Below are 24515 nucleotides of genomic sequence, written 5' to 3' on the forward strand. Positions count from 1 at the left end.
TGGCTTCGATGATGACCACACTCGACGGATTTCCCGTCCCGGTCGCGGTGACCGGGCCGGATAACGGTGTCGTCGTGGTCTTGCTCGCCGCCGATCAGCGCCCGCTCGCCGCGTATGACGCGGTCTGCGAGCGCCTGCACACCGCTTCGCTACGCACCATCGTCATCGGCAGTGAGCCGCGACTGACCCCCAAGTCGGTGATCGGCATCCTCGATGCGCTGAGGGTCGGGTGGGCGGTGCTGGTCGGCGACCGCACCGGCGCCGAGCTGGCCTGGGAATTAGCGGCGACCAGGGTCGGCCGGTTCGTGGGCCTGGTCGTCATCGACCGAGGGCATCCACGAGTGCCCGACGTCGACGGCGTGGTACGCGACGCGGACTGTCCACCGGTCGAGGTCAGCACGACCGTTCTGGTGAGCTCGCCTGCCGTGCGGGCGATCGCTCACGACAGCCAGCGATTCGTCTATGCCGAATACCGGGTGGTGGACCTGCCCGGACGGCGCAACGCGCAAGAGTCGACGGCCCAGCTCGCCACCGAGATCGTGTTGCGTACCAGCGCCTGGTAGCTTTCCGGCTGCTGGCCGCGCGGTTGACCACCACCGAATGGTTGACTTGCGGGCATGACCGGTCCCGAGTTGGAACAACTGGTCGCTGCCGGTGAGATCGACACCGTCATCGTGGCGTTCACCGACATGCAGGGCCGGCTCGCCGGCAAACGCATCTCGGGCCGGTTCTTCCTCGACGAAGTGGCCGCCCATGGCGTCGATTGCTGCAGTTATCTGCTGGCTGTCGACGTCGACATGAACACGGTGCCCGGCTATGCGATGTCGAGTTGGCAGAGTGGCTACGGCGACATGGTGATGACGCCGGACCTGACCACCCTGCGACTGATTCCGTGGCTGCCCGGCACCGCCCTGGTGATAGCCGATCTGGTGTGGGCCGACGGCAGCGTGGTCGCCGCCTCGCCGCGCAGCATCCTGCGCCGCCAACTCGATCGGCTCGCCCAACGCGGACTGAGCGCCGATGTCGCCACCGAGCTGGAGTTCATAGTCTTCGACCAGCCCTACCGGCAGGCCTGGGCCAGCGGCTACCGCGGGCTGACGCCGGCCAGCGATTACAACATCGACTACGCGATATCGGGCTCGTCGCGAATGGAGCCGCTGCTGCGCGACATCCGGCTGGGTATGCAGGGAGCGGGACTGCGACTCGAGGCCATCAAGGGCGAATGCAACCGGGGCCAGCAAGAGCTCGGGTTTCGCTACGACGAGGCGCTGGTCACTTGTGACAACCACGCCATCTACAAGAACGGTGCCAAGGAGATCGCCGACCAACACGGCAAAAGCCTGACCTTCATGGCGAAATACGATGAGCGCGAAGGCAATAGCTGCCACATCCATCTGTCACTGCGTCGCGAAGACGGGACACCGGTGTTCGCCGACGACAGCGGCCCGCACGGCATGTCGCCGACGTTCCGCAGCTTTGTCGCCGGCGTACTGGCCACGCTGCCCGAACTCACCCTGTGCTACGCACCGAACATCAACTCCTACAAGCGATTTACCGACGCCAGCTTCGCGCCCACCGCGGTGGCGTGGGGGCTGGACAACCGCACCTGCGCGCTGCGGGTGGTGGGCCACGGCGCCAGCATCCGGGTGGAATGCCGGGTGCCCGGCGGGGACGTCAACCAGTACCTGGCGGTAGCAGCGCTGATCGCGGCCGGGCTGTACGGTATCGAGCGGGGCCTGCAACTATCCGAGCCCTACACCGGAAATGCCTACCAAGCCTCCGACATCGAGCGGCTGCCCGCCACCCTGGCCGACGCCGCGGCGGCGTTCGAGACGTCAGAAGTGGCCGCCGATGCGTTTGGCGACGATGTTGTCGCGCACTACCTGAACAACGCGCGAGTGGAGCTGGCGGCGTTCAACGCGGCGGTCACCGATTGGGAGAGGATGCGTGGTTTTGAACGGCTTTAGGTCCGATGGCGGCGACCCGCAGCGCCCGGCTTCGCCGCGCTTGCGATCGCCGCGGTGCCGTCCGGTGGTGGGTCTTACGGCTTACCTGGAGCAGGTACAGACCGGAATCTGGGATGTCCCCGCGTGCTATCTGCCCGCTGACTACTTCGAGGGCGTCAGCATGGCCGGCGGTATCGCTGTATTGCTGCCGCCGCAGCCGGCGGATCCCCAGATCGTCGAATCGCTGCTGGACAGCCTGCACGCCCTGGTGATCACCGGCGGTTACGACGTCGACCCGGCTGCCTACGGTCAGCAACCGCACCCGGCCACCGACCAACCCCGAACCGCACGCGACGCTTGGGAATTCGCGTTGCTCAAAGCGGCGTTGGACCGCGGGCTGCCCGTCCTGGGCATCTGCCGCGGTGCGCAGGTACTCAACGTCGCCCTCGGCGGCACGCTGCACCAGCATCTGCCCGATGTGCTCGGCCACAGCGGCCATCGGGCCGGCAATGGGGTGTTCACCCGGTTACCGGTGCGCACTGTGCCTGGCACCCGGATCGCCGCACTGATCGGCGAGTCCGCCGACGTCCCGTGCTACCACCATCAAGCCATCGACAAGGTCGCCGACGGCCTGGTCGTCAGCGCGGGGGATATCGACGGCGTGGTCGAGGCGCTGGAACTGCCCGGCGACAGGTTTGCAATTGCGGTGCAATGGCATCCGGAGAAGTCGCTGGACGACCTACGGCTGTTCACCGCGCTGGTCGACGCGGCCCAGTCGTACGCGGACCGATGAGCACAGCGCAACTGATCAACCCCGCCACCGAACAGGTACTGCGGACGGTCGAGCACGCCGACGGCGGGGCTGTCGACGACGCGGTGCGCCGGGCCCGGGTCGCCCAGCGGCGCTGGGCGCGGTCGTCGCCCGCCGAACGGGCCGCCGGCCTGCGGGCGTTCGCGGCCGCAGTCGACGCCCACTGCGACGAACTGGCCGCGCTGGAGGTGGCCAACTCCGGTCATCCGATCACCTCGGCCGAGTGGGAGGCCGGCAACGTCCGCGACGTATTGCAGTTCTACGCGGGTAGCCCGGAACGCTTGTCCGGCAAGCAGATCCCCGTCGCGGGCGGGCTGGACGTCACGTTCCACGAGCCGATCGGCGTGGTGGGGGTGATCACGCCGTGGAACTTTCCGATGGTGATCGCGACGTGGGGCATCGCGCCGGCTCTGGCCGCCGGTAACGCGGTGCTGGTCAAGCCCGCCGAGTGGACCCCGCTGACCACGATGCGGCTGCGCGAGCTGGCGGTCGAAGCCGGGCTCGACGGAGACCTGCTGCAGGTATTGCCGGGTAAGGGTTCGGTAGTGGGGGAGCGGCTGGTCACCCACCCCGATGTGCGCAAGATCGTCTTCACCGGCTCCACCGACGTCGGCAAGCAGGTGATGGCAGCGGCGGCGGATCGAGTCAAACGGGTGACGCTGGAATTGGGCGGCAAGAGCGCCAACATCGTCTTCGCCGACTGTGACCTGGAACGCGCGGCGGCGACCGCACCGGCCGGCGTCTTCGACAACGCCGGCCAGGACTGTTGTGCGCGCAGCCGAATTTTGGTGCAGAGCAACGTATACGACCGATTCATGGAGCTGCTGGAGCCGGCCGTCAAAGGTGTCGCCGTGGGCGATCCGGGGTCGCGCGAGACTGAGATGGGCCCGTTGGTATCGGCAGCTCACCGGGACAAGGTGGCCTCCTATGTACCCGACGACGCGCCCGTCGCCTTTCGGGGCAGCGCGCCGTCGGGTCCGGGATTCTGGTTTCCCCCGACGGTTCTCACTCCTGAGCGGGGGGATCGCACCGTCACCGAGGAGATCTTCGGGCCGGTGGTCACGGTGCTCAGATTCGACGACGAGGGCGAAGCCATCGCGCTGGCCAACGACACCGAATACGGGCTGTCCGGATCGATCTGGACCAACGACCTGTCGCGTGCGCTGCGGGTGTCGCGGGCGGTCGAATCGGGCAACCTGTCGGTGAATTCGCATTCCTCCGTGCGGTTCAACACCCCGTTCGGCGGCTTCAAGCAGTCGGGTTTGGGCCGTGAGCTGGGGCCAGATGCGCCCCTGCAGTTCACCGAAACCAAGAATGTGTTCATCGCAATCCAGGAGGAGGCGCAGTGACGGACCTGACCCGACGGCTGGCGGGCCGGGTGGCGGTCATCACCGGCGGCGGCAGCGGTATCGGCCTGGCGGCCGGTCGCCGGATGCGGGCCGAAGGCGCGACGATCGTCGTCGGCGACGTCGACGCACAGGCCGGCGCGACAGCCGCCGACGAACTCGCCGGATTGTTTGTGCCGGTGGATGTTTCCGATGAAGCGGCGGTCAACGCGTTGTTCGACACAGCTGCGCACACCTACGGTTCGGTGGACATCGCGTTCAACAACGCCGGCATCTCGCCGCCGGAGGACGACCTGATCGAGAACACCGAGCTGCCGGCGTGGCAGCGGGTTCAGGACATCAACCTTAAATCGGTGTACCTGTGCTGCCGCGCCGCGCTGCGGCATATGGTGCCGGCCGGAAAGGGCTCGATCATCAACACGGCCTCGTTCGTCGCGGTGCTGGGTTCGGCGACATCGCAGATCTCTTACACCGCTTCCAAGGGCGGGGTGCTGGCCATGTCGCGCGAGCTGGGCGTGCAATTCGCCCGGCAGGGCATCCGTGTCAACGCCCTGTGTCCCGGGCCGGTCAACACCCCACTGCTGCAGGAGCTTTTCGCCAAGGACCCCGAACGCGCCGCCCGCCGGCTGGTGCACGTGCCGCTGGGCCGATTCGCCGAGCCGGACGAAATAGCCGCCGCGGTAGCGTTTTTGGCCAGTGACGACGCGTCGTTCATCACCGCGTCGACCTTCTTGGTCGACGGCGGCATCAGCTCTGCCTACGTGACTCCGCTGTAGGTCATCCGGCGGCCGGCGGGTGGACCACCACGGTGGGCCGGAAACCGTAGCGGGGTGTCTCGCTGAAGCCACGTCCGGGCAGGCCGCTCAGGGGCAGCCCACCGAGCATGCTTGACGGCGCCTCGGTGACCGTGGCGGCCCCCGCCCCGGCGTTCGGCAGCGCCGACGCGACCGCTCCCAGCGGCGATGTCCCCGTCCAAGCAGGTGGCACCGACAACGAGCCGATCGACGCGGCGTTGCCGACCCCGGCTGACATCGCCCCGCCGATTCCGCCCACCGACGCGCCGAGGTCGCTTGCGGCGCTACCGGCGGCGGCCGCGGCCCCTTCGGCCGCCTCGCCGGCGGCCTCGGCCTGCATGCTCACCGCGTCGGCCAGCGTGCCGAGGAAATTTCCCGGCGTGTAAAACCCGGAGGAGAGGATGTTGAATCCGACGCTGCTCAGGGCGACGCCCAATGGCGAGCCGTCGGCGCCGGTGAGGAAGTTGAGCAGCCCGGCCGGGGTGGATAGGTCAGCCCCGGTCATGCCGAACCAATCCACCATCGCCGTCCCCTCCAGCCCCATTGCGCCCGCCGGCGACGCGAGTCCCTGCAGTGCCGTCGGCACCGCGGAGGTGAATTGCGAAAGTGCCTCGGGGATAACGGCATTAGTGCTTACCTGGGTCAGGGCCGCAGCCTGGCCGGCGGTGGTGGGCGGCGGCGTCCCGAACGGCGTCAACTGCGATGCCGCCGCCGAAGACGCGGCATAGCCGTACATGGCGGCGGCATCCTGGGCCCACATCTCGGCATAGTGCGCCTCGGTGGCTGCGATCGCCGGGGTGTTCTGCCCGAACAGGTTGGTGGCGACCAGCGATGCCAGCAATGCGCGATTGGCAGCGATCACCGGTGGGGGCACGGTCACGGCGAATGCCGCGGCATACGCTCCCGCGGCCGCCTTGGCCTGACCTGCGGCCTGTAGCGCCTGCGTTGCGGTGATCCGCAGCCAAGCCACGTACGGTGCGGCGGCGTCCGCCATCGCGGCCGAGGCAGGGCCCCGCCATGGCCGACTCGTCATGTCGGCGATGGCGAGGCCGTAATCGTTTGCAGCCGAGGATAACTCGGCGGCCAGGCCATCCCAGGACAGCGCGGCGGCCAACAGCGTGCCGGCTCCCGGGCCGGCATACATGCGGGCGGAGTTGACTTCTGGGGGAAGCGTTGCATAGTCCATGGTGCGAGTCCTTTCGGCTGGCGCGGGCGAACGGCATGACCGGCTGCCGCGACAGTGCCCGGGGCATGCGGGTACGACACACGACGGTCAGACGTCGACGTGCGTGAAATTAGTTGTGGTGCAAGGAATCAGGCCTATACATGGTCGAGCCCACTGCGGTTCGGCGGTGGTCGCGGCTGCACGCGGTCCAGCCGGCGGGCGCGGGCGGGACTGTGCATTATTCGGCCAACCCAAGGACCGGCCACCGAACGTCCCCTCAATGTTCAAAAAAACTTCTTATAACGTCCACGTAACTACAGTGCTCACCCAGATGCAATCCATTTGCAGGAGCAAATTTGCGAATTTGTTCGCAACTGACGCTTTGCAGCCGACCGTCAGCCGTGGAAGGAGATCAGGGGTATGGCCATTTCGGCCGCGGTGGCAGCTCCGTGAAAGCCGATGAGACGAGCGGTTTCCGGTGGCTCGTGGCCCGTGGCCAGTACCGCCGCGTCGCCGGTGCAGGTGACCACGACGTCACCGACGCGGGGCAGGTGCCGCGGGTTCATCGGCCCGAACGCCCCAGTGGCCACGGCCTCCTCGCGCGTGCAGACGTCCGCCGCGCCGCCCAGCACTTCGCGCCAGGCTGCCAGCACATCGGTAACTGCCCCCGGTTCGGTGTGCAGGTAACGCACTCGCGGTTCGCCGGCGACGACGCGGACGCCCGCCGTTAGCCGCGGGTCGGCGTCGAGGTCGATGCGCGCCATCGGTGGGACGTTGAGTCCACCGTGGTCGGCGGTCACCAGCAGTGCCGCACCGGCGGGCAGCGCTTCGACCAGGCGGGTCAGCAGGGTGTCGACGTAGGCTGCGGCGTCATGCCACTGAGTCGACCCGATACCGAACACATGGGCTGCGGTGTCCAGTTCGGCGACATAGCCATAGACCAGTCCCGGGGCCGCGCGTAGTTCGTCGGTCATCTGCTGGGCATAGTCGTCGTTGGCGTTCACCGGCCGAAAGTGGGCGCCACCATAGGCGGCTTCGGTCAGCCCGCTGCCGATGAACCATGCCGGCAGCACGGCGCGAGCGCCGACTCCGGCTTGCGTCAGCCGCTCGAACCACGTTGGCAATGGCTGCCATTGACGGTGCGGCGGGTCGTCACGCCAGCGGACGTGGCTGAGCACCCGGTCCGTGCCGGGGATGTTGACGGTGAAGCCCAGGATGCCGTGCTCACCGGGTGACGCGCCGGTTCCCAGCGACACCAGACTGGTCGGTGTCGTTGACGGAAAGGTGCAGACCAGTTGGCTCAGCCGGCCGACGCCACCGGTCAGGACCGAAGCCAGCAGCGGTGCATCGCGCGCCAACTCCGGTAGCAGATGCCAACCCATGCCGTCGACGAGCAGGACCGCTACCCGGTCGACGCGGCCGAACTGCGGCACCAACTCCAGCGTGTCGACCGCGCCGGGAACCCCGAGCAGGGCCGCCGCGCCGGGCAGCACGTCGCGGATCGAACCGGCCATGACGGCCAGTGTGGCACGCGACTAGACGTGGGCGAGTCGCTGGCTGGTGACGCGCAGTTGCCGGTCGGTGCTCGCGGCCAGCGATTGCAGCTGTCCCGGCTGCAGCCGGCCGCACAGCCGGCCCCAGTGCATGGCGACATCGTCGCCGGCGGCCGCGTCCGGCACCGCGCTGTACCCGTCGGCCCACACGTCCACAACGCGAGTGCCGGGTTCGGACAGCGCGAGGACACCGCCATCCCAGACCAGCCTTTGGCAGGACACTTCGATGCTGTCGCCGTCGCGCGAAACTACCGTCCCCCAGCTGATCCGGCAATTGTCGAGCACGTGCAGCGGCTGTTCGTGGATGCCGCGGCTTAGAAAGCGCGTCCACGGATAAACACCGAAAACGTGGAAGCAATGGTTGGCGGCCGCCTCAGCCGTCAGCTCGGCGGTCAGATGCGACCAATAGCTGCCGGCGTGTGGGCCGATGATCGCCAGCAGTTCGTGTAAGAACGGCTCCGGATCGAGGTCTGCCCCAACGCCGCCGCCCAGCCAATACGACTCCACCAGGCGGTAATCCAATGGATCGGCGATACCGGTCAACGCCGAAAGCACCCGCAGATACGGCCAGGCGCCGGAGAACTTCGTGGCCGCGTGGCGAACCTCGTCGACCGAACCGTCGCGCAACGTGGCACCCAGCGGCGGGCCGCAAAAGCCAAGGGCATTGGGCGCATACGCGTAGCGGGCGAACATCTCGACACCGCGAGTGTCCGGGCCGGCCAACTCCTCACACCCGCCCGGATTGCCCCACGAGTTTGGCCGCATCGCGGTGCATGCGGCCGAAGTTGTAGTACGCCGCACACGCTCCCTCGGGGGACACCATGCAGGTTCCGATCGGTGTCTCCGGCGTGCATGCGGTGCCGAAAACCTTGCATTCCCAGGGTTTTAGCACGCCCTTGAGCACCTCACCGCACTGGCAAGCCTTCGGGTCGGCGACCCGCACGCCGGGCATCGCGAACTGCAGTTCGGCGTCGAATTCCGCGAAGTCGTCGTGCAGCCGCAGCGCGCTGTGTGAGATGAATCCCAGTCCGCGCCATTCGAAGTGTGGGCGCAACGCGAATACTCTGCCCATCAGCGCCAGCGCCGCGGGGTTGCCGTGCTCGGGCACCACGCGCTTGTACTGGTTTTCCACCTCGCAGCGGCCCTCGCGGATCTGGCGCAACAGCATTGCCACCGAAGCCAGGATGTCCAGTGGCTCAAAGCCGGATACCACCAACGGCTTTCGGTATATCTCCGGAACGAACCGGTACGGCCGGTTACCCACCACCGTCGACACATGCCCGGGTCCGATGAATCCGGACAGCCGCAGATCCGGGGATTCCAGGATGGCCTTGATCGGCGGCACGATCGTGACGTGATTGCAGAACACGCTGAAATTCGACAGGGCCAGGTCGCGTGCCCGAACCAGCGTCACCGCCGTTGAGGGCGCGGTGGTCTCGAAGCCGATCGCGAAGAACACCACCTTTTTGTCCGGGTTGTCCTGGGCGATCTTGAGTGCGTCCAGCGGTGAGTACACGAACCGCACGTCGGCGCCGCGCGCCTTGGCGTCCAGCAGGCTGCCGTGCGAACCGGGTACCCGCATCATGTCGCCGAAGCAGGTGAAGATGACCCCGGGCTGGGCCGCCAGCCACATCGCATCGTCGATGCGGCCCATCGGGATCACGCAGACCGGGCAGCCCGGGCCGTGCACCAGCTCGACGTTGTCGGGCAGCAGGTGTTCGATGCCGTGCCGGTAGATGGTGTGCGTGTGGCCGCCGCACACCTCCATGAACTTGAAATGCTCGTCGTTACCGGCCAGGTTCTCGATCGCAACCAGTAGCTTGCGGGCCGCCGCCGGGTCACGGAATTCGTCCACGAATTTCATTGCCACTCCTTAAACGATGGCCTTAAACGATGGCCTCAAATGATGGCGGAGGAATCGAAAGCTTCCATTTCGGTGGTGTACGCGTCGCCCAACTTCTTGATGGCCGCCAGGGTGAGCAGCGCCTCAGTCTCGTCGATCTTGGCCATCGCGAAGCCGACGTGGACCAGCACCCAATCGCCGGGCTCGGGCATGTCGTCGTCCAGCAGCCGCACGCTGATGGTGCGCTGTACACCGCTGACGTCGACCTTGGCCAGATAGTTCGCCGGATCGGTGATTTCGACGATCCGTCCCGGAATTCCCAGGCACATCGGATGCTCCTTTCCCTCAGCAGATCCGGGGTAGTGGGTCGCCGACGAGCATGTCGACGATTCGGGTGCCGCCGAATCCAGTACGCAGCACGACGCCTTGCGCCGGCTCGGTGACGATTTCGCCGACTTGCGCCGCATCTGCGCCCAGCGGATGTGACCGCAACGCTGCCAGGCCCGCTTCGGCCTCGTCGGCAGCGACGACGGCGACGAACTTTCCCTCGTTGGCCACATACAGCGGGTCGATGCCGAGTAATTCGCACGCACCGTTCACCATGGGCCGCACCGGGATTCGTTCCTCCTCCAGCAATACGCCCAGTCCGCAGGACTGCGCCAGTTCGTTACACACGGTGCCCACGCCGCCCCGGGTGGCATCGCGCAGCCAACGGGTGGACGGCGCGGCAGCTATGAGCAGTTCCACCAGCGGGCTGAGGCTGGCGGTGTCGGACTCGATGTCGGCCTCGATGGCAAGGTCGCCGCGGGCCAGCATCACGGCCATGCCGTGATCACCCATCGAACCCGACAGCAGCACCTTGTCCCCGGCGCGCACGGACTGCGCCGACAGCTGCCGGCCCGACGGAATCACGCCGGTTCCGGTGGTGGTGATGAACAGGCCGTCGGCCGCACCTCTGGGCACCACCTTGGTGTCGCCGGTGACGATCGCGACGCCGGCGGTGGCGGCCGCGGCAGCCATATCGGCCACGATCTCCTTCAATTCGGCGATCGGGAAGCCTTCTTCGAGCACGAACGCCGCCGAGATCCAGGACGGCACTGCGCCGGCCATGGCCAGGTCGTTACACGTTCCGTGCACGGCGAGTTCACCCAGGCAGCCCCCGGGAAAACGTCTGGGCGCCACCACAAACGAATCGGTTGACATCGCGATTCGTTCCCCGCTGGGCAGGGTGAGGACGGCGCCGTCGCCGAGCGGCTCCAGCATCGGATTGGTGAAGGCCTCCATGAACACCGCGTCGACCAGTGCCGCCGAAGCCTTTCCGCCGGCGCCGTGGGCCAGCGTGATGTGGTCGTCCAGCAACCGGGGACGGCGCCGGCGGAACGACTCGATCCGCTCGATCACCTCGCGTTCGGCGAACCGTGGCCCCGAGGACAGGTATTCACCCGCGGGGGTACTCATGCCGCCCCCAAATCGTGATCGCCCAAGCGTTCGTGGACGGCCAGCCACAGCCGATAGCCCAGCAGCGCTTGGGCTTCCTGTATCCGGTGCACGCTTTGCGAACGAACGATGAAGCAGGCGTCCACATTCGGATTGTCGGCGAAGGCGCCGCCGTCGTATCCCGCGAAGCCGACGGTGTACATATCCCGCTGGCGAGCCTCGGCCAGCGCGGCAAGCAAATTGGGGGAATTGCCGCTTGTCGACATCGCGATAGCGATGTCGCCGGCCGTCGCGCGGGCGATCAGCTGGCGGGCGAACACCAAATCGAACCCCACGTCGTTGCCCAGTGCGGTGATGATCGCCTGATCGGTGGTCAATGACCAGGCCGCCAGCGGCTGTCCCATCGGGGGCCGCGCGAACAGCCGCGCCAGCGTGGCCGAATCGGTGCAGCTGCCCCCGTTTCCAAAAGTGAACAACCGGCCGCTCGCAGCGAAGCGGCGCGCCATCTCGGTGGCGGCCCGGTCCAGCAGCCCGGCGTTGGCCTCCAGAGTGGAGCGGCGAAGTTCCAGACTCTCGGCGGCTTTGGCCTGCGCCGAGGCGGCCAGGTCGGCCAGTAGCGACGCCGCGTCGTCCTCCTGAGAGTCGATGAACGGATAGAGGAAGTTGGTCGGTTCGTCGTTGGTCACAGGTCCTCCTGATGGCGGCTGATCGCCGTGCCGGCATGTACTAGGACGAGGTCGCCGACAGCGACGGCGCCCACCAGCGTCGTCACCACGGTCTCGACGCCTCGGGCGGTGCGCACTGTGGCCGTCCCCTCGGCGCCGGCGCCGACCACTTCGCCCAGCCGGCCTTCGTCACTGCAGGTAACGCAGACATCTTCGGTGCATTCCGGCTTCAGTAGGCCAGAATGCTCGAAGCACACGTGAGTCAACTCCCACAACAGGTGATAGAACAGCACGAAGCCGCCCGTGGCCGGCACCAGCGGATCGGGGTCATCGAGCCAGAGCACGTGGTCTGCCATGCCGGCCGCAGGTCGTTCACCGCTGCCGATCCAGATGGTGGTGGCGCCCCAGGCCGGGGCGCGGTGCATCACCGATGCCACCTCGGGCTGATCTGCACCCGAGACCGCAACCACGATGTCGTTGGGCCGCACCGACACCCGCACCAGGTCTACGAGATCGGGTCCGGTCAGGGCCACCGCGGGCAGCGCCCGCTTGCCCATGATCACCGGATGCACGAATTCGACGGCGATGTGCTGGGCGTGCGGTTCCCACGACGGCGCGATGGACCACATGGTGGCGCCCCCGGCGAAGCGTTTGGCCAACGTCAACGCGGTGGCCGCCAGGTCGGCCGCCAGATCTGCGGCCAGGCCGCGGTCGATCGCGGTGCTGGTCATCGTCTCAGCCCCCTTCCAGCGCGGTCAGCATCGAGATAGCCGCCTGACCCAGGGCCAATCCGCCGTCGTTCGGCGGCACCAGGTGATGGGTCAGCACCTCAAAACCGGCCAGCTGCAATTGCTTTCGGCACAAGCGCAGCAGCAGAGCGTTCTGGAACACCCCGCCGGTCAGCCCCACCAGCTGCCCGTCGCCGGCCACCCGTTCGACCGCGTCGGCGACGGCGACGGCCACCGCCTGATGAAAGCCCGCCGCCAGCGCCGCCGGTTGCGCTCCGGCGCGCAGTCCTGACACCAGTTCCCGCATCATGAGGCTCGGATCGATCACCCCGTCGGCACCCACCCCGAACCGCAGCGGAACGCCCGCCGAAGCCGTCTCGGCCAACGCCTCGAGTTCGATGGCGGCCTGCCCCTCGTAGTCGATCCGGTGCCGCACCCCCAGCAGCGAAGACACGGCGTCGAAGAGCCGGCCCATGCTCGAACACGGCACACAGCCAGTGCCGCTCTCCAACTGCGAACCGGTGAGCCGCAATTCCTCCGGTGCCGCTGCGGCGACCGGCGCCAGATCCGGCGTCCAGTCAACGCCGGCCAGCCACAATTGAGACAGTGCCATTCGCCACGGATTGCGCACCGCGGCGTCACCGCCGGGCAACGGCACCGGCAGCAGGTGCCCGACCCGGGTGAACCGCTGGCTGTCGCGGCCGAGCGCGAGAATCTCACCGCCCCAGATTGTTTCGTCGCAGCCGTAGCCGGTGCCGTCGAAGGCGACTCCGATGATCGGCTCGCCGAGGCGTCCGTGCTCGGCCAGCAGGGACACTACATGGGCGTGGTGGTGCTGAACCAGATCCAGCGGCCCATCCTGGGTGTGCCGCTCGGCCCAGTTGCGGGTGTGGTAGCCCGGATGCAGGTCGGCGGCCAATCGCGATGGCTTGCCGCGTATTTCGCGGAGCTGGTCCACCGCACGCTCGAATGCGCGCAGCGTCTCCCAGGTCGCCATGTCGCCGATGTGTCCGGACAGGTAGGCGCGCGAGCCGTCGGTGAGGCAGCAGGTGTTCTTCAATTCCCCACCCACCGCCAGTACGGCCGGGCCGTCAAGCCCGAGATCGACCGGGAGCGGGGCATAGCCGCGTGAACGCCGGATCGGCAGTTCCTGACCCTCGATCACCCGCACCACCGAGTCGTCGCACGGCACGTGGATGGGCCGGTCGTGGTCGAGGACAGCATCGCGTAATCGTGGAAGTCGTTGCCGCGCATCCTCATCGGAGAAACAGATCGGCTCGTCGGACCGGTTGGCACTGGTCAGTACCAACGCATCGGGGACTGGCGCGCGGGCGCCGGGCACCGGGGCCAGCAGCAGGTGATGGATGGGGGAGTAGGGCAGCATCAGCCCGAGCAGTGGGCTGCCCGGGGCGACGTCTTCGGCCACAGCCGCATCCCCGCGCCGCCGCAGCAACACGATCGGCCGGGCCGGCCCCGACAAGACCGCGGCCTCGGTTTCGTCGATGTAGGCGTAGCGGCGCGCCACAGCCAGATCGCGGACGAGCAGGGCGAAAGGCTTGGCGCCCCGGGCCTTTCGGGTTCGCAGCGCGGCGACGGCAGCCTTGTCGTAAGCCAGGCACGCCAGGTGGTAGCCGCCGATTCCCTTGACTGCGACCACGGCACCCGCTGCCAGCGCCCGCTGGGTGGCTACCAATGCGGCATCGGAACCGTCGACCCGTCCGGCCGGCGAATTGAACCACAGCGACGGTCCGCAGTCCGGGCAGGCTATCGGCTGCGCATGGAATCGGCGATCGGCCGGATCGTGGTATTCGCCGGCGCATCGAGGGCACATGGCGAATTCCGACATGGTGGTGCCGGGCCGGTCATAGGGCAACGCCCGGATGATGGTGAACCGCGGCCCGCAATTGGTGCAGGTCACAAACGGGTGGCGGTAGCGCCGGTCGAACGGGTCGAACAGTTCGGCGATGCACTCGTCGCACACCGCGACGTCGGGCGGGATCGGTGTCTTCGGTATCCCGGCACCGGAAACCGGCCGGCTCGCCACGATCGCGAACAGGGTCGAGCAGGCGGCGTCGGCCGCCATGTCGGTCACCGAGACGGCGCTGATGTGTGCCAGCGGCGGGGCCTCGGCCCGAAGCCGGCGGCCGAACTCGTGCACCCGCGACGCATCACCCTGTACCTCGAGAAAGACTGCGCCGGAATCGTTGCCGACGAAGCCGGCCAAACCCAGATCGGTGGCGATGCGGTGTACGAACGGACGAAAACCAACCCCCTGCACGACACCGGTCACGGTGAAGCGTTGCCGGACGGCGCCGGACGGCAGTGTCAGGGGGCTGGTGGTCATGTATCGCCCCGGCCCATCAGCTGCAGCCCTGCCATCGCCTGTTCGGCGCCGGCCCGGTCGGTCTTCTCCACCACGAAACCCATGTGGATGATCACCCAGTCGCCGGCGGCGAACGTCTCGTCCGGCAACATGCCCACGTTGACCCTGCGCGGCTCGCCGGCAACGTCGACGAGTGCCAGTTGGCCGTGGTAGCCGTCGAGCATCCTGATCACCTGACCAGGTATACCCAGACACATGGTCTTCAGCCTTCCTCGCCCAGGGCGGCGACGATCTTCTCCACCGCCCGCACGGCCCGCGGGACGGCTTTGGCGACGGGCTCGGTGAGGCCGATGCCCTCCTCGACGCTGCCCGCCTCGCACCCGACGACGACAGTGTAGGGCGGCTCACCGCCCAGCGCCCGTAAGCTGGCGAACACCGTCTCGGGATCCATGCTGTGGCCGTCCAGACCGGCTGTACAGGAACCGGATTCGTGGTCGGCCTGGAAAACGTGCAACGTTCCCGGGTTGCCGCGGCTGGGTACCGCGTCCACGAGGACCAGCGTGTCCCATTCCTCCAACAGGTCGTAGGCCAGGTGCATGCCGCGGATGCCGTAGTCGATGACCCGCACACCGGCTTGCAGGATCTCGGCGTGGCGGACCACCTCTGAGCCGAAACCGTCATCACCGAGGAAGATGTTGCCGATTCCGGCCACCAGGATGCGCGCTGTCATGGGGTTGCCTGCGTCCTGGCAACCTACATGCGCCGCAGCCTCAGGTAGCGACGGGCATCCGGGATCGAGATCAGTCCCATGACCAGTGCCGCCGCGACGACGAGGCCGAGTATGACGAGAAAAACCCAACCTAAGACTTCCATTTCGAACTCCTTACTCTGGTGGGGATTGGTCTGTGGTGTCCAGCGGTTCGACTTCGTCGGGGGAGAAGTACAGGTAGCGCCCGTACCAGTCGTGTAGTTCGGCAGCCGGGTCGTCGTCGACGGTGACAGCAACATGCTTGTTGCCCTCGACATCCTCGTGCACCGATGCGACGTGAGCGGTCTTGCCGGCGACGAAGATGTCCTGGGCGTCGGCGTTGCGCCGCGGTCGCAGCCGGACCCGGCTGCCCCGGGCCACCCGGACACCGTTGACCAGCACGGCGTCGATCTCGGGACGAACCGCGTTGTCGGCCAGCGGGTCCCACCAATCGATACCCTCGGGTATCTCGGGGACCAGTCCGGCCCCCCCATGCGGATCGCGTAGCACACCGTGCAGGCGGGCCATCGCATCCGGCGACATGGCGTCGCACTGGTCGATGATGCGGGCCGCGCGCGGATCGGTGGCGCGTGCTTGTGCTTTCTCCTCGTCGGTCATCGTCATCACGCGCAGCGTCAGGATCTCGTCGATCTCGGTGCAGTCGTACAGGGCGGTGTTGCTCTGTTCGGCGACCTCGGGATGGTCGTAGAGAATGATCGGCGAGATGAGCAGTGTGTCGGTTGCGCCGGGCGGGCCGGCCAGCACGGGGAAGCAGCGGTGCTGACGACAGCGCGCCACGGCGTTCACCGCATCGGGTGGCGGCTCGAGGAGTGACACGAACCGGCCGCCGACGACTGCGGCGATGACGTGGGCTCCGATCATGGATCGCGCGGTGGAATCGTTCTTGTCGACTGCGGCGAGGCCGACGTTGCTCAGCTGCAACGAGATTCGGCGCAGATCGCCATCCAGCTCGGAGCGGACGGAAAGCGCGCCCCGCACCTCTCGGCGTTCGCGGACCAGACGGCCACCCTCGACCGGTTCGATCTCCACCCCCGCGGCAGCCGCCACCGGCAGCGTCCAGTGCTGCTCGGTGTGTTCGAATTCCATTGGACCGAAGGACATTTCACATTCGACGGCTTCGTCCCACGTGAGCCATGACCCCGTCGGCGTGGACAGCTCGGCTACCGGCTCGAAGCCGCCGTCACGTTCGCGCTCAGCGGTGCGGTGCTGTAGGTGCAGGAACCGCAGCACCAAGGTGATCGCCTTCGCTCCGTCGACCAGAAACTGCGCGGCCAGCGTGTCGTCTTCGCCACGGCCGGCTTCAGCAGCTCCGGGCGGGCCCAAAACGCCGAACTGCCAACGAGATTGGTTCTTGCTCGACGTGCCGCGATACGGATAGAGCAGGTAGCCTTCGTAGAGCACCGCGTCAGCGACGGCGCGGGCGTGGCTCCGGCTCGAGGTGAGCGCAGTCTTGGATGTCACCGCGCCGCCTCCTCGGATGCGTTGGCCAGCAGGGCGGTGACGGCGTCGTCGAGGTCGAGCATCCCGTGCGCTGACTTGTAGCCGGCCAGCGCGGTGACGGTTTCGTGGCGCAGGCGCACCCAGCCGGTGTTCGGATAGTGCTGAGCGATCAGTTGCTGCCAGACCGCGACCGGCATGTCGTAGCGGTCCTCGCAATCCCAGGACACCTGCTGCACCGAGAATCCCCGCTCGGATTTGGCGAAAATGGTCCCGCTGAACAGGAATTGGAGGGGCACGGTGCCGTCGCGCAGCGCGTGCAGATATTTGGCAGCGGCCACCTCGAAGTCGTAGCTGCAGTCCAATGGCAGTGCGACCGGCGTATCGCTGACGAAGCCCGGCACCATCGCGGTGCAGTGCTGCCACAGGAAGGTGCGCTGGGTGCTCGCCCAGCGGTCCCGCGTTCCGAACAGGTCGGCCAACCCGGCGGCCTCCTCGTCGGAATAGGACCGTCGCAACGGCTCAATGCGGACCTGGCAGCGCAACGCGATGGCGTGCACCGGCTCACCGGTATTGGCGGTGACGTGGATTCGGGCCGTGAGCACCGGAGTAACGGTGTAGGGCTCGGGTGCTACGTCCAGGACGCTGAAGCTGACCCGCATCGGCTCGCCGGTCATCGCGGTGTCTCCCGGGCACGTGCGGCAATCTGGGCGAAGAAACCGTCGATGAATTCACGCGCCTGCTGGCCGCCGTCGAAACCGCGCCACAGCATCCGTAAGCGCCCGACGAACTCATAGCAGGCGTCGATGGGAACGAGATACGTTTGGGGCTGCGCCGATTCGTCGTCTTCGGGCACCCGGATCAGTAACGCCTCGACGTCGTCGGCCAGTAACGCCACCCGGGGGTCGGCGGCGATCGCGTTCCAGGCGTCGAGGTCCAGTTCGGATTCCGTCGCCCCGGCCGGGCCGGGATAGAAGGCGACGGTGCGCTGCAGCGCGGAGTTGGTAAAGAAGAAGGCCACACCGACCGGGATTTGCAGTGCCTCCCAGCCGCGGCGGTCCAGTGCGAAGTCGCGCAGCGCCAGATAGCGGTCGGGCACCGCCCGGTAGCGCAGTTCGGCGCCAGAGTCGGTGAACAACAGATAGCAGGCACGGCATACGCACATCAGCTGCCGGGCGGCCACATTGACAACGTGCTGATGCTCCTCGGCGATTGACTCCGAACACATCTCACACCGCTCGCCGGCCGGCTCGGGAGGGCGGCGGTTGGTTTGAATGCGGCTCAGCACGTCGTAGGGAGTCGTCATACCGGCACCCCAGTGGCATGCAGTGCCAACGACGGCACACCGTCGCGCGCCAGCAGTGGGACCGGCTCAAGGCGCGCCCCATCTGGGCCGGCGCCCGCCCGCACCACGTCGAAATCGGTGTGGCAGCGCGGACATCGCAGCATCGCGTCGCACAGTGCGGCGCCGGCAAGCGAGTCATCGCACACCGGGCAGTGGTCGCGGTAGGCCAGGGTCTGGGCGCCTACCCGGCACACCAGTAGCGCGGTTCCCGCCACCAGGAACCCCGCGACTTCACCGGGCCCCAGGTCGGCCAGCTCGGGCACCGGGTGCCAGCTGCTTGACCCGTGACTATTCGAATGTACATGCGACAGCAGGGATTCCGGGCGGATCACGTTCGTATCGGGCTGGGACCGCACGTCAATCGAGGTGACTTCCGGGGCGGCCGCCCGCACCGCGTCTTCCACCGCCAGTTCCAGCGTCACAGCCGAGGACGGACAGCTCTTGCAGCTGCCCTTGAAGGCCAATCGCACGGTGCCGTCGTCGGTCACCTCCAACAGCTCGACGTCGCCGCCGTGGGAACCCAGGTAGGGCCGCACCCGGTCCAGCGCGTCGCAAACCCGCCGGTGCACGTCGTGCGGGTGCAGGCCGTGCACCAGGAGCAGGCTGGCCACCAGGTCGTCGGTGACCAGCCGCTCGGCTACGCCTGCAGCGTCAGCCAGCTCGATGATCCGTTGCAGCCCAGCCCCGTACAGTCCGACCACCTCGCGGACCAGCTGCTGCGCGCGATCGTAGGCGGCCGTACCGTTCGCGGCGCACGCATCCAGCAGCGTCTGGATCCGATCGCCCGCAGCGCGCCATTGTGTGTCGTTGTCGAGAATTTCCGGGCGATCCGCCATGCGTCACTCCCCAACGGGTGACTGGGTGGGGGTGTGCAATCTCTCCAGCGTCTTGCCCTTGCCCAGGTACATGTGGACACCGCAGGGCAGACACGGGTCGAAGCTGCGCACGGTGCGCATGACATCGATGCCCTTGAAGTGCTCCCGGTCGTTCTCCTCGAAGATCGGTTGGCCTTGCACCGCATCCTCGTAGGGGCCCGGTGTGCCGTAGCTGTCACGTGGGTTGGCGTTCCACGGCGTCGGTGGGTACGGGTGATAGTTGGCGATCTTGCCGTCCCGGATCACCAAGTGGTGGCTTAGCACACCGCGCACCGCCTCGGTGAAGCCGCACCCGATGGCCTCGTCGGGCACCTCGAACTTCTCCCATGTCTTGGTACGGCCTGCGCGTATTTCCGCTAACGCCTTCTCGGCGAAATGCAGCGCGCATGCGGCCGCATAGGCCTGGAAGTAGGTCCGTGCCCGGTCGCGCTCGATGGTGTTGCTGCCGTACTTGGGAACCTTCCACTCGAATTCGACGGGGCCCTTCAATGCGGTCTTGGGCAGGTTGATCTTCACGCTGTTACCGGTCGCCTTGACGTAGCCGATGTCGACCAGGCCGGCCAGCGCGGTCGACCACAGTCGCGCCAGCGGCCCGCCGCCGGTGTCCAGCGCCAGGTGATCCTTGCCGTCGAACCAGCGGGGCGACATCACCCAGCTATACTTGCCGCCGTCCAATTCGCGCTTCTGCGGGTGCGGGTTGGTGTGCTGGTTCCACGGGTGGCGACGGTCCACCTTATTGCCGAGCGGATCGGTCTTGACGAACATCTCCTGGTCGGTCCAGTCGTCGTAATACGAACTGCCCAACAGGATTCGGATGCCAAGGTTGATGTCGACCAGCGAATGGGTGACCAGCTTGCCGTCGACCACCACACCCGGGGTGACGAACATCGCGTTGCCCCAGCGCTCCATGTCCTTGTACTCGAAGTTGCACACCTCGGGATCCTGGAAGGACCCCCAGCAGCCGAGCAGCGTACGGCGCAGGCCTACCTTCTCGTAGCCGGGAATCGCTTCGTAGAAGAAGTCGAACAAGTCGTCGTGCATCGGGACGACCTTCTTCATGAACTCGACGTAGCGCATGAGCCGCGTCATGTAGTCGGTCATCAACTGAACGGTCGCTACGGTGCCGACCCCGCCCGGATACAGGGTGGACGGGTGTACGTGGCGGCCTTCCATGAGGCAGAACATTTCTCGGGTCCAGCGACTGACCGCAAGTGCTTCCCGATAGAACTCGCCGCTGAACGGATTGAGCGAGCGCATGATCTCGGCGATTGTCTTGTACCCGTGCGCGTCGGCGTGTGGTGCCGCGGTGTTCTCCGCCTTGGCCAACACGCTCGGGTTGGTCTCGGCGACCATCTTCTCGCAGAAGTCCACCCCGACCAGGTTCTCCTGAAAGATGTTGTGGTCGAACATGTATTCCGCGGCCTCGCCGAGGTTGACGATCCACTCGCCGATATGCGGCGGCTTCACCCCGTAGGCCATGTTCTGCGCGTAGCAGGAGCAGGTGGCATGGTTGTCGCCGCAGATCCCGCAGATGCGGCTGGTGATGAAGTGCGCGTCGCGGGGATCCTTGCCCTTCATGAAGATCGAGTAGCCGCGGAAGATCGACGACGTGCTGTGACACTCGACGACTTCCCGGTTCTCGAAATCGATCTTGGTGTAGATGCCGAGGCTGCCCACGATCCGGGTGATCGGATCCCAGGCCATTTCGACGAGCTGGCCGGGTTCGCGCTTTGCGGTGGTCGGCTCGGGAACGATAGTTGTCATGGAAATATCTCCGTCTTGAGCTGAGTGAAGTGCCGCGAGCTACCGCGTACTCACCAGGTTCGGCGCGCCCCGGTGGTCAGTTGGGTGCCCTTGTGGCGCCAACGCGGTTCCTTGTCGAGGGTGTTCTCGGTGATGCCACGCAGACTGCGGATGACCGTCCCGTACAGGCCCGACGCTGTGCTGGATAGCTTGCCGCCCGGCGGCTCGTCCATGAACGGCATGAACTTGTCGGGGAAGCCCGGCATGGTGCATCCGATGCAGATCCCGCCGACGTTGGGGCAGCCGCCGATGCCGTTGATCCACCCGCGCTTGGGCACGTTGCACTTCACCACGGGTCCCCAACAGCCAAGCTTCACAATGCATTTCGGTGATCCGTACTCGGTGGCGAAATCGCCCTGCTCGTAGTAGCCGGCCCGGTCACAACCCTCGTGCACGGTATTGCCGAAGAGCCACTTGGGGCGCAGTGCGTCGTCGAGTGGGATCATCGGCGCCTGGCCGGTGGCCATGTAAAGCAGGTAGGTGAGCGTCTCGGCCAGGTTGTCGGGATGGATCGGGCAGCCGGGAACGCAGACGATCGGGATGCCGGCCTTACTCTTCCACTCCCACCCGAGATAGTCGGGGACACCCATCGCTCCGGTCGGGTTGCCGGCCATGGCGTGAATGCCGCCGTATGTCGCGCAGGTTCCCACGGCGACTATCGCGGTGGCCTTGGGCCCCAGCCGGTCGAGCCATTCACTGGTCGTCATCGGCTGGCCGGTTGCCGGGTCGTTGCCGAAGCCGCACCAATACCCCTCGTCTTTGATCTTCTCGTTGGGAATCGACCCCTCGACGACAAGCACAAACGGGTCCAATTCACCACGGTCGGCTCTGAAGAACCAGGCGAGGAAATCGTCGGCACCCCCGCTGGGTCCGCACTCGAAATCGATCAACGGCCAGTGGACGGCGACCTGCGGAAGGCCGGGAAGCGCGCCAAGCGCAATCTCCTCGACGCTGGGCTGGGTGGCGGCAGTCAACGCTACCGAATCGCCATCACAACTGAGACCTGCATTGATCCATAGAACGTGGATCAACGTTTCTTCTGCTTTGACTGCTGCTTCCGTAGGCATGCTGCAGCTTTCCGGGGCCGGGCTGGCGTCCCCTGCACCGCCGGAGTCGACCGTCGGCCCACTTGCGCGGCGCTGTTTTTGGGTCTACCCCCGCTACCCGGTGTTGTCAACGTTTCGCGGTTGGCGCCTAGCCCTTGATGCAAGCGATTTGCAAGTGCCTGGCCCGCAAGTGAAATCGATGAGCGACGGGTTCAGCAGACCGGGCCCGCGGCGAACCGGCGCAGCCAGCCGAACCAGGCGTCCATGCCGGCTCCGGTGCGCGCGCTGACCGGCAGGATGGTGGCGGCCGCGTTGACCTCGCGGACGTGTGCGATATACGCGTCGACATCGGCATCCAGATAGGGCACCAGGTCGATCTTGTTGAGCAGCACCAAATCCACCGAGCGGAACATCACCGGGTATTTCAGGGGCTTGTCCTCACCCTCGGTCACGGAGTAGACCATCGCCTTGGCGTGCTCGCCGACGTCGAATTCGGCCGGGCAGACCAGATTGCCGACGTTTTCGATGATCACCAAATCCAGGCCGGGCAAGTCCAGGCCGGGCAGGGCACGGTTGACCATGGGCGCGTCCAGGTGGCACTCGCCGCCAAATCCGTTGCTGGTGTTCAGCAGTGACACCTGGGCGCCGCGACCGGCGAGCTTGGCGGCATCCAGGTCGGTGGCGATGTCGCCCTCGATGACGCCGATGGCGAGCTCTGCGGCGAGTTCGTCGAGGGTGGCTTGCAACACCGTCGTTTTGCCCGATCCCGGTGAGCTCATCAGGTTGAGCGCGCGGATGCCGTTGCTGTCGAATGCGGCCCGGTTGAAATCGGCACGCGCATCGTTTTCGGCGAAGATGTCTTCGAGTACATCGATTCGCTGGGCTCCGGTCTGGTAACCGCTGTGGTCACCATGCTCGTGCTCGTGATCCGCGTGCTCGTGGGTGTGCACAGTTCCGTCGTCGTGCCGGTGAAACCTGCCCATTGCGAAGACCTTTCACGAGACGTCGAGTGAGGTCACCAGGAACTCGTTGCCGTGCAGCACCTCGACGTCGGCGCTGTCGCAACGCGGGCACCAGATTGACCAGGCCGAAGTGATCTCCGATGTTGCGCCGCAGGCGCGGCACCGCACCTCGGCGGTGATGCATTCCAGTTCCAGCTCGGCGTCCGGCATGTCCGCCGAGTCGCGGACCAGCGTCCAGCAGAACGACAGCGACTCTGGAACCACCTGCCGAAGCGCGCCGACTCGGACCCGGACGACGTCGACGTGGCGCCCGTCGGCGTGCGTTTTGACCAGGCCGGCGATCGCTTCACACAACGCGAGTTCATGCATCGCCTGGCCGAGACCCTGGGCAACCCATGAGCCTGTTCTACACCGCCGCGCGGCCAGGTTCCACAATGTTGGCTTGAGCCGTTGCGCCTCAGCTTGTTTCGCTGGCCGGGGTCCACCGCTCTTCGATACGGCCGTAGCGCCACACCAGTACCGCGATAGCCCAGGCGGCGACGAACATCGCGACCACGACGAAGCCGACGGCGTTGAGGTTCAGCCCGCCCAGCCAGTCCCAGAACGGGCCGCGCCAGCCGAACTGGTCGGCGAACAGGCCGAGCAGTTCGACGGTGCCGATCAACAGTGCGACTGCCACCGAGAGTCCGGTGATGGTGATGTTGTAGTAGATCTTGCGCACCGGGTTGGAAAACGCCCAGCCGTAGGCGAAGTTCATGAACGAGCCATCAATGGTGTCCAACAAGCACATCCCGGCGGTGAACAGCACCGGCAGGCACAGAATGGCGTACCACGGCAGCCCGGCGGCCGCGCTGGTGCCGGCCAGGACCAACAGCGCGATTTCGGTGGCGGTGTCGAATCCGAGGCCGAACAGCAGTCCCACCGGATACATGTGCCAGGACTTGGTGATCGACTTGGTGAACCGGCCGAGAAACCTATTGATAAGCCCTCGGTTTTCCAGCTGTTGCTCGAGTTCCGCTTCATTGAAATCACCACGGCGCAGCCGCGCGAACACCCGCAGAATTCCGGCCAGGACGATGACGTTGAGGATGGCGATCAGATACAGGAACAGGCCCGAGACGCTGGTGCCGATCAGTCCGGTGTAGCGGTGCAGCGTCGAGGAATCGTCTTCGACCGGGCCGGCGAGGGCTTTGAGCCCGGTCGTCAGCAGCACCGCCAAAGCGAAAACCACTGTGGAGTGACCCAGGGAGAAAAAGAAGCCGACGGCAAGCGGGCGCTGCCCGTCGCTCATCAGCTTGCGGGTGGTGTTGTCGATGGCCGCGATGTGGTCGGCGTCGAATGCGTGTCGCAAGCCCAGGGTGTAGGCGGTAACCCCGACACCGATGCCGAATGCCTTGCCGCCCAAGCTGAGCCGCGCCGGATCCACGACGCAGACCAGGGTGATCCAGCCGATGAGATGTAAGGCGACGATCACCGCCAGCATCGATCCCAGGCGCCACCACTCCGCCGTCGACAAGGTGCTGCGCAGCTTCGACCATCGTGACCGGCCAGTGAGGGCACTGGTCGACTTCACCGCGGGCACCCATCGACTGTAAGTACTGTGTTGAGATGGATGCAAATTACTTGCAGGAATGCCGACGGGCGGGTGTGCGCATTCGTTGGCAATC

The 24515-nt window shown here is 66.5% G+C and carries 26 protein-coding genes; 5 read left to right on the forward strand and 21 right to left on the reverse strand.

All coding sequences use genetic code 11. The features are described 5' to 3' along the window. The first annotated feature begins 8 nt into the window (after positions 1–8). From AWC27_RS03960 to AWC27_RS03980, 5 genes are read left to right on the forward strand one after another with little or no spacing between them, the layout of a single operon-like run. Positions 9–563, forward strand: coding sequence for an alpha/beta hydrolase (locus tag AWC27_RS03960; protein WP_085669303.1), 555 nt, complete (start codon positions 9–11; stop codon positions 561–563). A gap of 54 nt (positions 564–617) precedes the next feature. Then, complete coding sequence (locus AWC27_RS03965; protein WP_085669304.1) at positions 618–1967, forward strand: glutamine synthetase family protein; 1350 nt, start codon at positions 618–620, stop codon at positions 1965–1967. Continuing rightward, complete coding sequence (locus tag AWC27_RS03970) at positions 1933–2739, forward strand: gamma-glutamyl-gamma-aminobutyrate hydrolase family protein (protein WP_211281552.1); 807 nt, start codon at positions 1933–1935, stop codon at positions 2737–2739. Before AWC27_RS03965 ends, AWC27_RS03970 begins: the two co-directional genes overlap by 35 nt. Beyond that, a complete protein-coding gene (locus AWC27_RS03975) occupies positions 2736–4106 on the forward strand; it encodes an aldehyde dehydrogenase family protein (RefSeq protein ID WP_085669306.1) in 1371 nt (456 codons plus the stop codon). The genes AWC27_RS03970 and AWC27_RS03975 overlap by 4 nt, the downstream gene beginning before the upstream one ends. Further along, entirely contained in the window at positions 4103–4879 is a 777-nt protein-coding gene (locus AWC27_RS03980; protein ID WP_085669307.1) for a 3-oxoacyl-ACP reductase, read from the forward strand. Before AWC27_RS03975 ends, AWC27_RS03980 begins: the two co-directional genes overlap by 4 nt. A 1-nt stretch (position 4880) precedes the next feature. Here the strand turns inward: AWC27_RS03980 and AWC27_RS03985 are convergent, their stop codons facing one another. From AWC27_RS03985 to nicT, 21 genes are all read right to left on the reverse strand, one after another. Further along, positions 4881–6083, reverse strand: a complete 1203-nt coding sequence (locus tag AWC27_RS03985; protein WP_085669308.1) for a PPE family protein — start codon at positions 6081–6083, stop codon at positions 4881–4883. A gap of 374 nt (positions 6084–6457) precedes the next feature. Beyond that, positions 6458–7576: an alkaline phosphatase family protein gene (locus tag AWC27_RS03990; RefSeq protein ID WP_085669309.1), complete on the reverse strand. Its 1119-nt coding sequence runs from the start codon at positions 7574–7576 to the stop codon at positions 6458–6460. Between the two features lie 21 nt (positions 7577–7597). Next, positions 7598–8380 (reverse strand): DUF6390 family protein, encoded by a 783-nt coding sequence (locus tag AWC27_RS03995; protein ID WP_372516812.1) that lies wholly within the window; start codon positions 8378–8380, stop codon positions 7598–7600. Then, on the reverse strand, positions 8343–9479 hold the full coding sequence (hypD, locus tag AWC27_RS04000; protein WP_085669310.1) for a hydrogenase formation protein HypD: 1137 nt from the start codon (positions 9477–9479) through the stop codon (positions 8343–8345). Before hypD ends, AWC27_RS03995 begins: the two co-directional genes overlap by 38 nt. Positions 9480–9514: 35 nt before the next feature. Continuing rightward, positions 9515–9787, reverse strand: coding sequence for a HypC/HybG/HupF family hydrogenase formation chaperone (locus AWC27_RS04005; RefSeq protein WP_085669311.1), 273 nt, complete (start codon positions 9785–9787; stop codon positions 9515–9517). Between the two features lie 16 nt (positions 9788–9803). Then, on the reverse strand, positions 9804–10916 hold the full coding sequence (hypE, locus tag AWC27_RS04010; RefSeq protein WP_085669312.1) for a hydrogenase expression/formation protein HypE: 1113 nt from the start codon (positions 10914–10916) through the stop codon (positions 9804–9806). Next, on the reverse strand, positions 10913–11581 hold the full coding sequence (locus tag AWC27_RS04015; protein ID WP_085669313.1) for a D-sedoheptulose-7-phosphate isomerase: 669 nt from the start codon (positions 11579–11581) through the stop codon (positions 10913–10915). The genes hypE and AWC27_RS04015 overlap by 4 nt, the downstream gene beginning before the upstream one ends. Continuing rightward, positions 11578–12291: a HypC/HybG/HupF family hydrogenase formation chaperone gene (locus tag AWC27_RS04020; RefSeq protein WP_085669314.1), complete on the reverse strand. Its 714-nt coding sequence runs from the start codon at positions 12289–12291 to the stop codon at positions 11578–11580. Before AWC27_RS04020 ends, AWC27_RS04015 begins: the two co-directional genes overlap by 4 nt. 4 nt (positions 12292–12295) lie before the next feature. Further along, positions 12296–14632, reverse strand: a complete 2337-nt coding sequence (gene hypF, locus AWC27_RS04025) for a carbamoyltransferase HypF (protein ID WP_085669315.1) — start codon at positions 14630–14632, stop codon at positions 12296–12298. After that, a complete protein-coding gene (locus AWC27_RS04030) occupies positions 14629–14868 on the reverse strand; it encodes a HypC/HybG/HupF family hydrogenase formation chaperone (RefSeq protein WP_085669316.1) in 240 nt (79 codons plus the stop codon). Before AWC27_RS04030 ends, hypF begins: the two co-directional genes overlap by 4 nt. Before the next feature lie 5 nt (positions 14869–14873). Then, positions 14874–15341 (reverse strand): hydrogenase maturation protease, encoded by a 468-nt coding sequence (locus AWC27_RS04035; RefSeq protein WP_085669317.1) that lies wholly within the window; start codon positions 15339–15341, stop codon positions 14874–14876. Between the two features lie 23 nt (positions 15342–15364). Next, a complete protein-coding gene (locus AWC27_RS33100) occupies positions 15365–15484 on the reverse strand; it encodes a DUF6893 family small protein (RefSeq protein WP_372516811.1) in 120 nt (39 codons plus the stop codon). A 10-nt stretch (positions 15485–15494) separates the two neighbouring features. Further along, on the reverse strand, positions 15495–16841 hold the full coding sequence (locus AWC27_RS04040; protein WP_139836751.1) for a hypothetical protein: 1347 nt from the start codon (positions 16839–16841) through the stop codon (positions 15495–15497). Then, positions 16838–17494, reverse strand: coding sequence for a DUF6084 family protein (locus AWC27_RS04045; protein WP_085669318.1), 657 nt, complete (start codon positions 17492–17494; stop codon positions 16838–16840). The genes AWC27_RS04040 and AWC27_RS04045 overlap by 4 nt, the downstream gene beginning before the upstream one ends. Continuing rightward, entirely contained in the window at positions 17491–18123 is a 633-nt protein-coding gene (locus AWC27_RS04050; RefSeq protein WP_085669319.1) for a DUF5947 family protein, read from the reverse strand. Before AWC27_RS04050 ends, AWC27_RS04045 begins: the two co-directional genes overlap by 4 nt. After that, positions 18120–18998, reverse strand: coding sequence for a NifU family protein (locus AWC27_RS04055; RefSeq protein WP_085669320.1), 879 nt, complete (start codon positions 18996–18998; stop codon positions 18120–18122). The genes AWC27_RS04050 and AWC27_RS04055 overlap by 4 nt, the downstream gene beginning before the upstream one ends. A 3-nt stretch (positions 18999–19001) precedes the next feature. After that, positions 19002–20801, reverse strand: coding sequence for a nickel-dependent hydrogenase large subunit (locus AWC27_RS04060; protein ID WP_085669321.1), 1800 nt, complete (start codon positions 20799–20801; stop codon positions 19002–19004). 50 nt (positions 20802–20851) lie between these two features. Next, positions 20852–21907 (reverse strand): NADH-quinone oxidoreductase subunit B family protein, encoded by a 1056-nt coding sequence (locus AWC27_RS04065; protein ID WP_085669322.1) that lies wholly within the window; start codon positions 21905–21907, stop codon positions 20852–20854. A gap of 191 nt (positions 21908–22098) precedes the next feature. After that, entirely contained in the window at positions 22099–22869 is a 771-nt protein-coding gene (gene hypB / locus AWC27_RS04070) for a hydrogenase nickel incorporation protein HypB (RefSeq protein ID WP_085669323.1), read from the reverse strand. A 12-nt stretch (positions 22870–22881) separates the two neighbouring features. Then, complete coding sequence (locus AWC27_RS04075) at positions 22882–23217, reverse strand: hydrogenase maturation nickel metallochaperone HypA (RefSeq protein WP_085669324.1); 336 nt, start codon at positions 23215–23217, stop codon at positions 22882–22884. An 88-nt stretch (positions 23218–23305) separates the two neighbouring features. Then, positions 23306–24421, reverse strand: a complete 1116-nt coding sequence (nicT, locus tag AWC27_RS04080; RefSeq protein ID WP_139836756.1) for a Nickel transporter NicT — start codon at positions 24419–24421, stop codon at positions 23306–23308. Positions 24422–24515: the final 94 nt, after the last annotated feature.

Source organism: Mycobacterium szulgai, assembly GCF_002116635.1.
Lineage (GTDB): Bacteria > Actinomycetota > Actinomycetes > Mycobacteriales > Mycobacteriaceae > Mycobacterium > Mycobacterium szulgai.